19 protein-coding genes and 1 tRNA gene are annotated in these 12,234 nt (G+C 51.1%); 14 read left to right on the top strand and 6 right to left on the bottom strand.

Going from position 1 to position 12,234, the window contains the following annotated elements; translation table 11 throughout:
* The first annotated feature begins 5 nt into the window (after positions 1–5).
* From WCE46_RS02560 to WCE46_RS02540, 5 genes are all read left to right on the top strand, one after another.
* On the top strand, positions 6–329 hold the full coding sequence (locus WCE46_RS02560; RefSeq protein ID WP_424732134.1) for a hypothetical protein: 324 nt from the start codon (positions 6–8) through the stop codon (positions 327–329).
* 144 nt (positions 330–473) lie between these two features.
* Positions 474–917 (top strand): hypothetical protein, encoded by a 444-nt coding sequence (locus tag WCE46_RS02555; protein ID WP_424732133.1) that lies wholly within the window; start codon positions 474–476, stop codon positions 915–917.
* A gap of 5 nt (positions 918–922) precedes the next feature.
* Complete coding sequence (locus WCE46_RS02550; RefSeq protein ID WP_424732132.1) at positions 923–1,198, top strand: hypothetical protein; 276 nt, start codon at positions 923–925, stop codon at positions 1,196–1,198.
* Positions 1,199–1,514: 316 nt separating this feature from the next.
* On the top strand, positions 1,515–1,913 hold the full coding sequence (locus WCE46_RS02545) for a hypothetical protein (RefSeq protein ID WP_424732131.1): 399 nt from the start codon (positions 1,515–1,517) through the stop codon (positions 1,911–1,913).
* A 1-nt stretch (position 1,914) separates the two neighbouring features.
* Positions 1,915–3,807 (top strand): hypothetical protein, encoded by a 1,893-nt coding sequence (locus WCE46_RS02540; RefSeq protein ID WP_424732130.1) that lies wholly within the window; start codon positions 1,915–1,917, stop codon positions 3,805–3,807.
* A gap of 135 nt (positions 3,808–3,942) precedes the next feature.
* On the opposite strand, the gene WCE46_RS02535 is transcribed toward WCE46_RS02540, so the two are convergent.
* Together WCE46_RS02535 and WCE46_RS02530 are read right to left on the bottom strand one after the other, a co-directional pair.
* Positions 3,943–4,296: a hypothetical protein gene (locus WCE46_RS02535; protein WP_424732129.1), complete on the bottom strand. Its 354-nt coding sequence runs from the start codon at positions 4,294–4,296 to the stop codon at positions 3,943–3,945.
* Between the two features lie 46 nt (positions 4,297–4,342).
* Entirely contained in the window at positions 4,343–4,486 is a 144-nt protein-coding gene (locus WCE46_RS02530; protein ID WP_424732178.1) for a DUF2080 family transposase-associated protein, read from the bottom strand.
* 76 nt (positions 4,487–4,562) lie between these two features.
* Here WCE46_RS02530 and WCE46_RS02525 point away from each other — a divergent pair, with 76 nt between their 5' ends.
* The 7 genes from WCE46_RS02525 to WCE46_RS02495 all read left to right on the top strand — a co-directional run bounded on the left by WCE46_RS02525 (position 4,563) and on the right by WCE46_RS02495 (position 7,663).
* Positions 4,563–5,096: a hypothetical protein gene (locus tag WCE46_RS02525; protein ID WP_424732128.1), complete on the top strand. Its 534-nt coding sequence runs from the start codon at positions 4,563–4,565 to the stop codon at positions 5,094–5,096.
* A gap of 2 nt (positions 5,097–5,098) precedes the next feature.
* Complete coding sequence (locus WCE46_RS02520) at positions 5,099–5,329, top strand: hypothetical protein (RefSeq protein ID WP_424732127.1); 231 nt, start codon at positions 5,099–5,101, stop codon at positions 5,327–5,329.
* An 83-nt stretch (positions 5,330–5,412) separates the two neighbouring features.
* Positions 5,413–5,637, top strand: coding sequence for a hypothetical protein (locus tag WCE46_RS02515; RefSeq protein WP_424732126.1), 225 nt, complete (start codon positions 5,413–5,415; stop codon positions 5,635–5,637).
* A gap of 2 nt (positions 5,638–5,639) precedes the next feature.
* Positions 5,640–5,915 carry a hypothetical protein gene (locus WCE46_RS02510; RefSeq protein ID WP_424732125.1) on the top strand — a complete coding sequence of 92 codons (276 nt, stop codon included), beginning with the start codon at positions 5,640–5,642 and terminating at the stop codon, positions 5,913–5,915.
* A 1-nt stretch (position 5,916) separates the two neighbouring features.
* Positions 5,917–6,414: a hypothetical protein gene (locus WCE46_RS02505; protein ID WP_424732124.1), complete on the top strand. Its 498-nt coding sequence runs from the start codon at positions 5,917–5,919 to the stop codon at positions 6,412–6,414.
* Positions 6,415–6,618: 204 nt separating this feature from the next.
* Positions 6,619–6,993 carry an ArsR family transcriptional regulator gene (locus WCE46_RS02500; protein ID WP_424732123.1) on the top strand — a complete coding sequence of 125 codons (375 nt, stop codon included), beginning with the start codon at positions 6,619–6,621 and terminating at the stop codon, positions 6,991–6,993.
* Between the two features lie 277 nt (positions 6,994–7,270).
* Entirely contained in the window at positions 7,271–7,663 is a 393-nt protein-coding gene (locus tag WCE46_RS02495; RefSeq protein WP_424732122.1) for a hypothetical protein, read from the top strand.
* A 157-nt stretch (positions 7,664–7,820) separates the two neighbouring features.
* Here the strand turns inward: WCE46_RS02495 and WCE46_RS02490 are convergent, their stop codons facing one another.
* Positions 7,821–8,156, bottom strand: coding sequence for a hypothetical protein (locus tag WCE46_RS02490; protein ID WP_424732121.1), 336 nt, complete (start codon positions 8,154–8,156; stop codon positions 7,821–7,823).
* Positions 8,157–8,325: 169 nt separating this feature from the next.
* Here WCE46_RS02490 and WCE46_RS02485 point away from each other — a divergent pair, with 169 nt between their 5' ends.
* Both WCE46_RS02485 and WCE46_RS02480 read left to right on the top strand, forming a co-directional pair.
* The gene (locus tag WCE46_RS02485) at positions 8,326–8,490 is read left to right on the top strand and encodes a hypothetical protein (protein WP_424732120.1); all 165 of its coding nucleotides are present in this window, start codon (positions 8,326–8,328) and stop codon (positions 8,488–8,490) included.
* A 178-nt stretch (positions 8,491–8,668) separates the two neighbouring features.
* Positions 8,669–8,989: a hypothetical protein gene (locus WCE46_RS02480; protein ID WP_424732119.1), complete on the top strand. Its 321-nt coding sequence runs from the start codon at positions 8,669–8,671 to the stop codon at positions 8,987–8,989.
* A 38-nt stretch (positions 8,990–9,027) separates the two neighbouring features.
* Here WCE46_RS02480 and WCE46_RS02475 read toward each other — a convergent pair.
* The 3 genes from WCE46_RS02475 to WCE46_RS02465 all read right to left on the bottom strand — a co-directional run bounded on the left by WCE46_RS02475 (position 9,028) and on the right by WCE46_RS02465 (position 12,228).
* Positions 9,028–9,112: transfer RNA gene (locus WCE46_RS02475), tRNA-Leu, on the bottom strand.
* 153 nt (positions 9,113–9,265) lie between these two features.
* Entirely contained in the window at positions 9,266–11,080 is a 1,815-nt protein-coding gene (locus WCE46_RS02470) for a KUP/HAK/KT family potassium transporter (protein WP_424732118.1), read from the bottom strand.
* Positions 11,081–11,178: 98 nt separating this feature from the next.
* Entirely contained in the window at positions 11,179–12,228 is a 1,050-nt protein-coding gene (locus tag WCE46_RS02465) for an AI-2E family transporter (protein ID WP_424732117.1), read from the bottom strand.
* Between the last annotated feature and the right edge of the window lie 6 nt (positions 12,229–12,234).

Genomic DNA, 12,234 nt, shown 5'->3' with positions numbered 1-12,234 from the left:
TCCTGATGCGCGGCCGGCCCTGCACCATCTGCCAGCACCCGAAGCGGTCAGAAATAGATCTGGCCCTCACTGGAGGGAAATCCACTATCCGGGCGATCGCGGACCACTTCCAAGTATCGCGTCACTGCCTGGAACGGCATACGAAAGGTGCCCACGTTCACCGGGGTCTTGATATCGAGCAGACACTCGCGGTTTTGCAATCCTTGTCGGCCGATCTCACTGCGACCATTGCAGAGGCCCGTCAGTGTCAGGATCAGAGGATCAAAAGAGGCGCGATCAGGCAGGCCCAGGAGACAGCTGCGGAGGTCCTGCGATGCACTACCCTGTGAACCGGGCGATGATGTGTCAGGCAACTTGTCTTGCTGCAAGAGGTCTGTGCGGAGCTCGAAGCTGTATTTGCCAAGAACACGGGGGCCGGTAACCTGGACCCTCGTTAAGATTACAAAATTTCACAAAAATCAGAGGTAAAAACCATGTCAGAAGCAACAACCGAAACAACCGAATCGAAAACAGAACAGACAGATGAAAACGGGATTGCAATCCTCACCGGAGTCATGGATTCGTGGAACTTTGTCAACACATCTGTGGGTCATGAATTTTTTGCCAAGTTCCGGCGGCTGGTCAACATTGAAGGCAACCGATACGCCGAGGTGGATTACCGGACCAGTGGAGGGAATCAACCCCCGGTTGGAATCCGCTACGTGCGGCTGACTGAATTTGCAGCGTTGACAAAATGTCAGCCAGGTGACGATCTCAACTGCAGATGGTTACACGGAGTACCGTTCGTCTTTGCCCATCGAACCAGCGATCGCGGCCGGCCTCTCACCATCGATGAATGGGATAAACTCTCATTCAGACAGGGGGATAAGTCCCTCGTGATGTTCCCGGAAATGTACCACCGGCTCGTGGAGGTCTGATGTTCATGGACAATTTAGAACAGGACGTCGGAAAGGAGTGGCAGGACCACTTGGCCATTAAATCACAGGAAAACTACCGGGACGAACTGGTGGCCAGCGGTATAGTGAAAGAACAAGCGGACCAGCTCGCCGGGATTGTCCCGCCGGCAAAAACCGAGGAGATCGCTGAAGACCCGGTTCTCAAGAAGGCACGCGAGGACTACCGAGATACCCTGATTGAGTGTGGTACACCCTCTGATCAGGCCATTCGTCTTGCCGGGATCAAGGAAACAGAGGCATGATGGAATCTGTTACGTCGCCTCCAGGGACTGCGCCAGAATCGCCGTCTACTTCCGGTCAGGTCCTCGTTCGAAAGTTATTCGAGGATCATCCCCCCGGACCACTCAATGATGTAAACAGGACCGGCTATTTCGCACTCGAAGAGGGAGATCTTCGGTTAGCGCAGGCTGCGGCAGACTTTGTAATCACCAGAGCCCCGGAAAAATCCGGGGATCTTCTCCGTGGGCAGGTCCTTCGAGCCTTCATTTACGAAAAACAGGGGAACACTCAAAAATTTTCCCAGCTCTTGGAAGACGTCGTAAAGGAGCGGTTCTGACCATGTCACTGATCACAATCCAAAAATCCGAGCTCACGCAGCTCGAGAACGCACTCAAGGAAAAGGACCGGCAGATCAAAAAGTTACAGGTAGATAACGGTATCCTCGTCGGAATCAATCATCACAATTCTGTCCTGCTCCTCAAAACGGTCCTGGAGAGCGGGAAGACAACCAGGAAGATGTACGCACTCACGCCGGTTCTCGGAAGAGATGCCAATCACCTGAAACAACGGGATGATACAATCGCCCTCCTTGATGCGGATATCGCGAACCAGCAGAAAAAACTGGATATCGCTCTCTCCAAGGCCCGTGCCTTTTGCCAGGAGAACGCAGATGTGGTTCGGGCCCTCGCCCGCCAATACCACGTAGATATCCTCGCTCTGATAGCAAAGGTGACCTGAAATGGCTGACGACAGCGTCGTAATGCAATATTTCGCCAAACTGGGACTCGACGTTTCCGACTTCCTGGGGGGAATGCAATCATCGGGAGATGGTTTCCTCTCATGGTACCGGGACATCACAGTCTCTCTCGAAATGACCATCCAGCTCTTCCAGCAGTTTGAGCAGGCCGGGATGGATGCATTCAACAACACCGTCGGAGCTGCGATCAAGTTCGCCGACCAGATGCAGCATGTCGTTGATGTCACCGGTATGAGTGCCGAATCTGCGCAGAAATGGAATGCCGCAAACATCGCCGTTGGTGGCTCTCTGGACTCGATGCTGACGAGCCTGCAGTATGTCCAGGGTAAGACTGCAGATACCACCACTGCCGGGGAGAACTATCGGAAAACTCTCGACAACCTGCACATTGCGTACCAGGACCAGAACGGCGATTATCTCGACGCCGACACGCTGCAGAAGAACATCCTTACCTCCCTCAGTAATGTGACCGATGCCACACAGCGGGATTCCGATGCACGGCTGATCTACGGCCGCGGGTGGGCAAGCAATGCCGAGCTGATCACCAATGCCGCCAAGGCGCTCCAGGTCTACAACTCGACCCCGGCACCATTCGGTGACGACCAGATCGCGGCAGCTCACAATATGGGTATCGAGATCGACCAATTCAACGCAAAACTCTCAACCGCTCAGACTACTATTGGCCTTGAACTGATGCCGGCCACGCAGTCATGGATGGATCTCTTCAACGGTGCGCTCAATACAGATTCGCCGGTTTTCACTTTCTTCCAGTACCTCAACACGTTCCTCCAGGATGCAGCCGATGGTCTCACCATCATGGCGCAGGATGTCGGGATCGTTACGGATGCCCTGTCTGGTAACTTCTCAAAGGTCAAAACCGATTTTACCAACCAGGCAGAGTGGGAACAGTCCGAAGCCACGAAAAGGGCACTTCTTGCACAAGGATATATCCAGGGTGCAGATCAGACCTGGGACGCGGCAACCGGCACATGGAAATCGGCAACATCCACGCCAGTGGGTCCATCGGGTACCCCGGCGGCAAGCCTGGCAGCGGATAAATCAACGGCCGCGAAAAATGCCGTTGCCAGTGCCGCAAAAGCCGGTTCCGGTTGGGACAAATGCCCGGTCCCGTACCTCGACATCGGCAGCGACGGGACTTTAATGTCCCAGTTTATGTGGGCCTGTTACCAGAATGGGCTGTCATTCGACGAAGCAATGATCCAATGGTCGGGCAATGCGCAATTCAACCCGACAACGCAGGCCGTCAACCAGACCTTCATGGGCGGTCAGGCAAACCAGGGGGCCAATGAACGGGCAGCAGCTGCTAAATCCGGTACCGCGGGTGCAACTACAACGGCACCCACAACCGCTAAGCCCGGCACCCCCGCAGAAACTACTACGGTGGGAGACGAGACCAAGAAACAAGCCACCCTCTATGACGATCTGGATACATCGATTGAAAAAGGGTGGGGCAATCTTGAAAAAATCGGCCTCGTGCACTATGCCGCGATGGCCACCATGGCACAGGACGCTGCGCAAGCCCAGCTGGATTACATGGCAGCCTGTGTCAATTTCGGTGGCGAGAACCCGATCGTCCAGAACAAGATCATCGTGGATAAAAGCGGCCCCGACTGGACGCCCCCGGCATTCACACCAATCACCGCCCCGACACTTGCCGCGGCAGATTTCAGCAATGTGAAACTCTCTAGCGGAGGGGGTATATCACCGGGTTCGAATGACAAATCGGGCAGCAGCTCAGGTACCGGATCGTCTTCGAAGGTCGATATAAGCGGTAAGATTACGATCTCACCCTCTCCGGATTCCGGGGTGGTTGCCTCGGGTGTATTATATCAACAGGTTGTGCAGGGGGGCTGATCGAACCCCCCTCAAAACAGCCTTTTCTTTATCGTGAGGTACAATCACTCCAGACCCTATGAGAAACGCCGCTGCAACGAATCCGTGCTCGAAGAATTGGGCTTATTTTCCAGTACCCTTTGCTCAATATCTCACCTAATGAATTGTCAATGGTGGTTCAACAATAAAGCATCCATATTCAAATAACTCTTTTAAAGAACTCGAGGGGACAATCCTGCAATACCACAACACATCCTCCCTTGTAACAATGGATGGTCCTTTGGATTTTTCAGGAGGTCTGATAATAATCTCCCCCCTTTGTTTTTTCCATTCGATCCATTCGGGCTCCGGAATAATTTCCAGAAACCTTTCAATGGTACCTTCAGAAACGGTCAAAACTTCACCAGTGGATTTGAAATGTTGGAGTGTTTTTTTAACCGGGGCTCTTTTAGATGAGGTGGATTTACTGACCTTCGTTCCTTTACTAGAACCAGTGATATTTTTCATCATAGCAGATGGATCAAACACGCAGTAAAAAAGGGTTGTGTAAAAAAAATTATTCTTTTTCGTCTTCGGGTTCGAGGAGGATCGCAAGCACTTTTTTATTTCTCCAGGTGTTGGGGAGGTAAATGCTTGTGCTATTTCCGCTTTTCATGGCGGTCTTATTGGCAGTCGCATATCCTTCCGTCTCGATCTTCATCTTTGCCACGCACATACATTGTATTGACAAAGTATATATAGTCACACCATATACATTGTATATGGTGAAAAGAACCATGAACACGATGGAAACATCAGAACAGAATGGCAGCCCCCTCCCGCGCCTGGAAGCAAAGGGAACAGGAACTGCCACTCAAGTATCGCGTTCGGACCTCAAAATATCAACGGGATCGCCGTTTATGCACTGCGGGAAGATCGAGATGCTGCAGCAGGACCTGCGGATCTCCTACGACTCGTTCGGGGCATCTCATGAGGTATTCATTTCAAGTGAAGACCTCGGTCCCCTGGTCCGGGACCGGTTCGCCCCTCCCGCACGGGTGATGGAGATCCGCAGCGCTGCAGGGGGTGCCCAGGAGCGCATCAAGATTGGGTACGCTGCACGATCCGTAAGTGGGAAGGCCCTGAAGATCTCCACGACCACGAGCGGCGGGGAGCTGATGGCTCCCTGGTCCAGTTTCCTGAAAGTCGTCAACAGGAAAGCGCGTTCCGTGCCGGTCTCGCGCATTGCTGCAGGAGCACCTCAGGTACAGGTCCCGCAGCGCCCCGGACCATCTCACGATATCCGGGAAGGCCTCACAGGGGGGTTCTGATTATGGAGCAGGACGCACGCACAAAAGACGATCTCGTCTTGGTATCGCAGGTCGAGTGCATCGATCAGCCGGACTGCAAACTATGCCCGGACTTTATCCGGTGCACAACCGAGTTCCAGAACGATATCAACCGAGATCTGAACAACGCGGTTTTCGGGGGATATGTAACATATCACCAGGAAGACTTCATTGGTCATGAGGACTTCCTGCCAGGATTGGTTCCGATGCAGTAACGAATGTGTGGATATTATCGGCGATGATCTACATGGTCAAATTGTCCATACAGGGAACTAAAACCCCATGGAGTGATAAAAACATGTCAGAAAAGGAAATATCGGGCAAAACAAGAATGGTAAAGATCGAAGTCGAACTCCCGGAAAAATGGGTTAAAATGATCACAGCCAACTTGGAGTGGGAAGGCAAGGTGCCGGTCGATCTGTCTGGGTATGTCCGAGATGCCGTGCGGAGTTGGCTCCAATGCGATCTCGAAAATATGAGCGGCGAACCGCTCGAAGAGGGTAAAGAACCCGTGGAGGCCTGATTATGTCACGAGAGAAAATGGCAGAACTGAAAATCAAGGTGCCGGAACGCTGGACGAACTTCATTGATGAGTATTACGAGGTCACCGGCATTAACCGAGAGATGGATATGATGAGCTCGATGGAGTCAATCATTACGGGGCTCATGATCGAGGGCGGCCAGATCTCTCTCAACGATCGTGTCCGTCTCGTGGATAAATACAAACTCGCGGATATATACAAGATCGATCCGTGGGTCCGGGACACGGTCGCGGAACAGACTGTGGCAGCAGGTGAGTGAGATGATGGATATCGACATCACCATAAAAGGCGGCGAAGAACTCTATGAGCTCCACCCCAAGAAGTACGATAAAATTGAGGACAAGATCAGTGAAATGATCCTGGATAGTTTCCCGGAAGTGGGTGGTACATCCATCGCTAAGGAAAGGTTGGGGGTGACCCCGGCCCGGCAAAAGGATCTGCGGAAAGAAATCACCGATGTAAAAATCATTGTTGAAGGCGGGGATCATCTTCTTGACGTCGATATGAACGCATATTACGAAATGGTGGATAAAATAAAAGCCTTGGTTAAGGCCACGTTCCCTAAGGTGCGATATTGCGATGTTGGGGCGTGGGGTCCGGGGTACTACGGCGGCGACCAGATCAGAAAGGCAGTTGCCGATGTTCTCAAGGAGAAAAAATTCATAGATGAACTAGCGTCAGCAGTCCGCGATATTCCTGTGGGGGCCGTGGGGCAGGTAGCAGATCCCATCGTCACGGAGGGATCGGTCCATGTCTGAAATCGAAATCCCGGTGTTATGGCCCGGGGATCTCATTGAGGCGAATCGGCACCAGGACCCGGTGTTCTGCGAGTTCCTGGAAGAGACCGGTCGTTTGGTCGTTGTCACGCGCCAAACTCAATAAATCCTCTTTTTTTCTCATTTTTACAATCCAAAATGATCTCTTGTAAATATCATTTGTAAAATAAATAGAGATGAGAATGCATGCGAACTGAAGAGGTTATGTATTTCACCGAGAAGGAAGAAGAATTTTCAAACCTTCTCATAGAGATTGGAATAAAGAAGAACGTGGCAAAAGTCCTGGTGTTTTTAGGAAATATTCCCGAAGCGACCTCGCGTGCGATCGAACGGGGAACCGACCTGCGCCAGCCCGAAGTGAGTATCGCCATGAGCTACTTAATGGACCAGGGCTGGATATCCAGCCGCGAGAGCAAGGCCGAGAGTAAAGGACGCCCGGTCAAAATTTACGAACTTGTAAAGCCCATCAACGATATCATGGACAGCATCGAAAAAGAGAAGAAGAATGAGGCGACCAACCAGCTCGCCATGATACAGAAATTACGAGACTATATTGTCTGATGTCAGTACCGTACACTTTTTTCTAATTCCGATGCCCTGTTTGCTCCTTTCATTTCAAATGTAAGGGTAGAAGGTGACAATGTGTCCTTGTGGCTTCGGATGAGGTTGGACCACCATTGCCGAGTGTATCCGATCATTTCTGCAATATCGTTGACCGGTACGACCGGCCCGATCGGGAAATTCCGGGAGGCCCTTCAAAATCACATGTGTGTCTCGGCATATCCACGGACTGCCGGCAGGATCATAATAATATTCAATGGTTCGATAATGGCTGTTCATGGCGAAAAGAGCGAAGGCTACACCGAAGATCCTACCGGCAACCATGTCTCCCCTCGGAGTAACACAAGAACAGATCGCGTGGGTCCGCTCGTTCGGGCTTACCGGTACTGATGAGGCCCTGGAATCACTCGAGGCGCGTGATGAGATCGTAATCGTCGACAAAAAAGATAAGCCCCCGGTCCCGTTCACGCGGGAAGAGATCGAGAGGGAGGGGGAAACGTTCGCCCGTCTCGTCAACATGTGGGTGGCAGCAGGCATTGCAGTAATCGTCGATAAAATAGGTGACCAACTGGTCCGACAAGATCCGGTCTGCCAGCGATGTAAAAGGACCATCCCCTGGGATGCGAACTACTGCCCATATTGTGCGCATCCTGTGAATATGAATGGGTAATTTTCCGACTTTTCCGACGCTATAAAAAAGGGAGTTTTCGGACTTTCTGGATGCTTAAAAAAAGGAGTATCGTGGGTTTTGTGGGGTCACAAAAAAGGACCGGGATGCTGCGATATCCCGGCGATCAAAAGGCAATAAATAACGTGTCAGAATATAATCAGAATGATACCATGAGGAAAATTACTCTTTTCTCTCTCCTGATCGTTGGTATCGCGATTATGTTGGTAGCCGGGTGCACCAGCACATCCAGTAATGCTGCTACGTCGACAAACCCGGCAACGACACCGGCCCAACAGCCTGCAGCAACAATGACAGCTACATCAACAACCGCCGCGCCGGTAACTGCTACTCCTGCTGCCGTTGTGACCGCTACGCCTGCGAACGCCACCACCGCAACGACCGCGACCGCTTCAACAGCCGACCCGATCCTGCACCGGTGGATCCGACAGTACATGCAGCCATCAACCGGGTCTATGATCGGATATGAGTTCAAGTTTTACCCGGACGGGACTGTGGATTATCGAGAGGGATACACCCAAGAAATTTCTGGTAATATCGCCATCAAAACCGTTACTTATGAGGCGTCGGGATCGTGGTCTTCGCTCGGGAATATGGTATACCAGGCAAAGATATTACCAGTCGGTACTGCGGGTGGTGCTCCGATGATCCGGGATTACACCATCGTACCGGCGCATGAAAACAAGGATTATCCTGGTGTTGTAATCGCCACGCATATCGAGAGCTCTTACGAGCTCAACGAATTAACAGCCGGTCAAGTGCTGAGCTCGGATGTCATGTACTTCCCCGAGCAGGCAAAGATCGATTAATCCCCTTTTTTACTTTCGCCATCCCGGACTCATCCAACGTAGACGACAGAGCCTCACCATCGCGTTCTGTGGCAATCTCCCGTGCCCGTTGGGTGAATGTGTAGGTCAAATACGTATAAGGTATTGACTTGAGGGCGCCCCTGGAAAGGTATATCGCCCGGGCTGGATAGTGAAGATCATGAAAACCGCGAAAAAAGTTAAAACGGTTCGCATAAAGCCGAGCGAACGCGGAGAACATCAGATAGAAAAAGTTGATAAATATTTGGCGGCGGGGTATCCGGTTGATGTCGTCTATACTGATGAAGATGGAAATGAGACGGAGAGGTCTCATTTTAACCCCGGTCCGTCATCTAAAATTATTATCATCGATCTGGATCAGGACGGTAATGAGATGGAGCAAACTCCTCTGGATTTGGTACCACAGTTCGGGAAATTGACAATTATTCAAAAAGATCTAAACGGTAAAGAAATATTTCGATTTGAGCGAAAAGTTGGATGAAAAGAAGGCCGTCTTAAGAGAGACAAACTTTTGAAAAGTGCGAGGAGCCGGATTCGAACCGGCGAACCCCTGCGGGAATGGACCCTAAATCCATCGCCTTTGACCTAGCTCGGCGATCCTCGCTCGTTGTATCTGTTGTAGCATCAGGTGCCTAAACCTTGTCCCAGACCCTAAATCCGGCGCCTTTGACCTGGCTTGACTACCCTCGCTTACAGTCTTTATTTGTCCGGCAGAATTAAGAGTATATCGTCAAAAATGAGATTTAAGTTAAATCCCCTATAACTCCACCCGGGTCACGACGCCGTGGATCTTGTCTGACGGCAGCCGGTAGAACTGAACGACCGAAGGAGTAAGGTGTTTGATCGCGCCGAAGATCTTCCATGCTACATGGTTAGTGACGATATCCTCCATCCCGTAAAAGATGGTCTTCTCTTCTATGTCCGCTTCTTTAAGGATGGTTGAGATATCGACAATCTCCATGTACCCCAAATAGATCTCAAAGATAGAGAGCCCCTTTGTCAGTTCCCGGGTTACGCCCCATGTCACTCCGAATGGCTGCTCTGTACGAATGATTGAGATAATGATGTTCTCCTCGTACACAATGTTGTTTGTGAACATTGTGCGGGGGATATACTGTGGGATCTGCCGGAAGTCCCTGGCAAAGTACAGCGCGGAACCTGAGATCTTGTTCACCGATTTGTAGAGATCGTTAAATTTTGGGAGAAATTCATCGAGGGGTACCGGTTTTAAGGAAGTCGCGAGGCGCTTCTGGCCGTTTACATAGATAAGGATAATCCCCAAAGGAATGGCCGCTATCAGGAGAGACCAGTAGCCCCCCTGTGGGATCTTGTGAAGATTCGAGATAAGGAAACTCCCGGTCACGATAAAAACAAATCCTGCGATCAGGCTCTTGAGGACTTCGCCACGAAGAACCAGGATCCAGATAATCAGGATGCTCGTGATAGTCATCGTCCCGCAGACCGCAAGCCCGTATGCGTGGGTCAGGCTGTTGGAGCTTTTAAACACAAGAATAATCAGCAGGACGGCAAAGAGCAGCATCCAGTTCACGCTGTCAATATAGATCTGGGAACGGAGGTGGGGAGAAGTATATTCAATCCGCAACAGTGGCAGAACACGGGTCGTAATGCCCTGGTACACAATGGAAAATATACCGGAGATCATTGCCTGTGAGGCAATCACCGTTGCAGCGATGCTCAGTATGAGGAAGGGGATATAGAGAAGTTGTGCCTCGGAGTTGATCATCTGGAAGAGTACGTTCTGGGCGTCCGGATGGGTGATCAGGAACGCACCCTGCCCGAAATAGTTGATCGCAAGGGCGATAAAAACGAGATACCATGCCTGAACTATCGGTTTTCGTCCGAGGTGCCCCATATCAGCATAGAGTGCTTCTCCTCCTGTGGCGCACAGGATCACGGAAGAGAGGATCAAAAATCCTGCAAGGCCGTTATGTAAAAGATAGTTGATCGCGTACATCGGATTTATTGCAAATAGTACCTGAGGCGCACCGCTGAGGGCAATAACACCGGATATCGCAAGAACGGCAAACCAGATTACCATCACCGGGCCAAATGCCCATGCCACCTTTTCTGTGCCCCGTGCCTGGAATGCAAAAAGACAGATGGCGATAACAGAAGCTGCGAGCATCAGGAGAACCTGTGCGGTGTTCTCAAAACCCGGAACCAGGAGCACTCCTTCTACTGCAGAGAGGATACTGATTGCAGGTGTAATAACACCATCGCCGATAAACAGCGAGATGCCGATAATGGAGATAAGTGAAACAAATGCAATCTGGTTGCTGGATTTCAGCATCGGGAGAAGGATCTCCTTGAGCACGATCGTCCCGCCTTCACCTTTTTTACCCAGGTGCATGGCGAGGAACGTGTACTGGACGGTTACAAGGATCGTGAGCGTCCAGAAAATAAGGGACAGGATCCCCATCACATTCTGCGGGGTGGGGGGAATTAAAAAGAAGATGGCAGTGAACGTATAGATGGGGCTGGTCCCGATATCACCGAACACAAGACCCATCGACTTGACGATCGCGGGCATTACAAAATAATCCCTGAACATTTCTGCTTTAACGGTGGGAACATAAAGGGTATATTGCTTTCTCTTCAGTGCTTCCTGCCCGGATTACTCTGGAAGGGAGGGTGGTAAAGAAATTCCGGTTACGGGCCGGTTTCCCATGCATCATCATTCCCTGCGGTTCCCCGACTTCCCTTACGATCATCGGTCCAGATCCGGTAACTCTTCATGAGGAGCACAATGATCAGCGGTCCAATCACAAAACCGGCAATTCCCATCGTAAGAATACCCCCGATAATACCGACAAACATAATCAGGGGGTGGATTTTGACCCGCCTGCCTACGAGCACCGGGCGCACGAAGATCTCTGGTAATGCAGAGACGACAATGTATCCCAGGATGAACAGGATAAGGACCCCGCGCAAGTCTCCCAGCGCGAGAGCGTAAGCACCGATGATGATAAATGCGACCGAGGACCCCAGAATGGGTATGGCCTCGCAGAGAGCAGCCAGAAATGAATAAAAAAGAATATTCCCGTACCCGAGCAGGTAAAAGACCGGGATAGCAATAAAAAACGTTAAAACTGCGATGGCTATCTGAACGATATAGATGACATAGAGTGTATCGATAGTGACCGGTGCGAGCTGGTCCCAATACCGTTTTACCGGCTGCGGCAGGTGCCGGTATATCCGGTCCCTGAGCGCCGTTCCTTTGAGAAGCAGCAGAAAGAACGCGGTAAAAAAGACGAATCCTTTAAAAACGTTCAGAAGGAGATTATTGGCAATCATTGTCCAGTAATCGACAAAGAGTGCATTTCCTTTATCAAGCCACAGATTAAGCGTATCCTTGCTGATCGAAACCCCGAATGCACCCGGATGCGTTGCAGGGTTTTCTAGCCACAGACGGATCGTTCCAAATATCTGGTTTGAAAGGAGCCCGACATTGGCCTCGAGAATCATTACAGTAACATACACAGCTCCGGCTAGGAGAATCATAAGGCAGACGGTAATAATAACCGAGGAGAGGGCCGGCCGGGTGTACCGTAAAAGCCGGTGGTGGAGCGGCAGCAGTATCACTGCAAGCGATGCAGCAATAATGACCATATCGAGGACCGACCAGAACAGGACAAGGGCCACGATTGAAAGGAACAGTACGATGAAGAACGGATAGAGATCCTTGTCCATGCGGGTCATATCTGA

Origin of the sequence: Methanoregula sp., assembly GCF_049690535.1 — an archaeon.
Classification (GTDB): Archaea; Halobacteriota; Methanomicrobia; order Methanomicrobiales; family Methanospirillaceae; genus Methanoregula.
This window is presented reverse-complemented; position numbering and strand designations above follow the sequence as displayed.

What these genes read in the sequence shown, in the direction of transcription:
- WCE46_RS02560 (WP_424732134.1), top strand. Translation starts at nt 6, where the DNA reads ATGCGCGGCCGGCCCTGCACCATCTGCCAGCACCCGAAGCGGTCAGAA.
- WCE46_RS02555 (WP_424732133.1), top strand. Translation starts at nt 474, where the DNA reads ATGTCAGAAGCAACAACCGAAACAACCGAATCGAAAACAGAACAGACA.
- WCE46_RS02550 (WP_424732132.1), top strand. Translation starts at nt 923, where the DNA reads ATGGACAATTTAGAACAGGACGTCGGAAAGGAGTGGCAGGACCACTTG.
- WCE46_RS02545 (WP_424732131.1), top strand. Translation starts at nt 1,515, where the DNA reads ATGTCACTGATCACAATCCAAAAATCCGAGCTCACGCAGCTCGAGAAC.
- WCE46_RS02540 (WP_424732130.1), top strand. Translation starts at nt 1,915, where the DNA reads ATGGCTGACGACAGCGTCGTAATGCAATATTTCGCCAAACTGGGACTC.
- WCE46_RS02535 (WP_424732129.1), bottom strand. Translation starts at nt 4,296, where the DNA reads ATGATGAAAAATATCACTGGTTCTAGTAAAGGAACGAAGGTCAGTAAA.
- WCE46_RS02530 (WP_424732178.1), bottom strand. Translation starts at nt 4,486, where the DNA reads ATGAAGATCGAGACGGAAGGATATGCGACTGCCAATAAGACCGCCATG.
- WCE46_RS02525 (WP_424732128.1), top strand. Translation starts at nt 4,563, where the DNA reads ATGAACACGATGGAAACATCAGAACAGAATGGCAGCCCCCTCCCGCGC.
- WCE46_RS02520 (WP_424732127.1), top strand. Translation starts at nt 5,099, where the DNA reads ATGGAGCAGGACGCACGCACAAAAGACGATCTCGTCTTGGTATCGCAG.
- WCE46_RS02515 (WP_424732126.1), top strand. Translation starts at nt 5,413, where the DNA reads ATGTCAGAAAAGGAAATATCGGGCAAAACAAGAATGGTAAAGATCGAA.
- WCE46_RS02510 (WP_424732125.1), top strand. Translation starts at nt 5,640, where the DNA reads ATGTCACGAGAGAAAATGGCAGAACTGAAAATCAAGGTGCCGGAACGC.
- WCE46_RS02505 (WP_424732124.1), top strand. Translation starts at nt 5,917, where the DNA reads ATGATGGATATCGACATCACCATAAAAGGCGGCGAAGAACTCTATGAG.
- WCE46_RS02500 (WP_424732123.1), top strand. Translation starts at nt 6,619, where the DNA reads ATGCGAACTGAAGAGGTTATGTATTTCACCGAGAAGGAAGAAGAATTT.
- WCE46_RS02495 (WP_424732122.1), top strand. Translation starts at nt 7,271, where the DNA reads ATGGCGAAAAGAGCGAAGGCTACACCGAAGATCCTACCGGCAACCATG.
- WCE46_RS02485 (WP_424732120.1), top strand. Translation starts at nt 8,326, where the DNA reads ATGATCCGGGATTACACCATCGTACCGGCGCATGAAAACAAGGATTAT.
- WCE46_RS02480 (WP_424732119.1), top strand. Translation starts at nt 8,669, where the DNA reads ATGAAAACCGCGAAAAAAGTTAAAACGGTTCGCATAAAGCCGAGCGAA.
- WCE46_RS02470 (WP_424732118.1), bottom strand. Translation starts at nt 11,080, where the DNA reads ATGTTCAGGGATTATTTTGTAATGCCCGCGATCGTCAAGTCGATGGGT.
- WCE46_RS02465 (WP_424732117.1), bottom strand. Translation starts at nt 12,228, where the DNA reads ATGACCCGCATGGACAAGGATCTCTATCCGTTCTTCATCGTACTGTTC.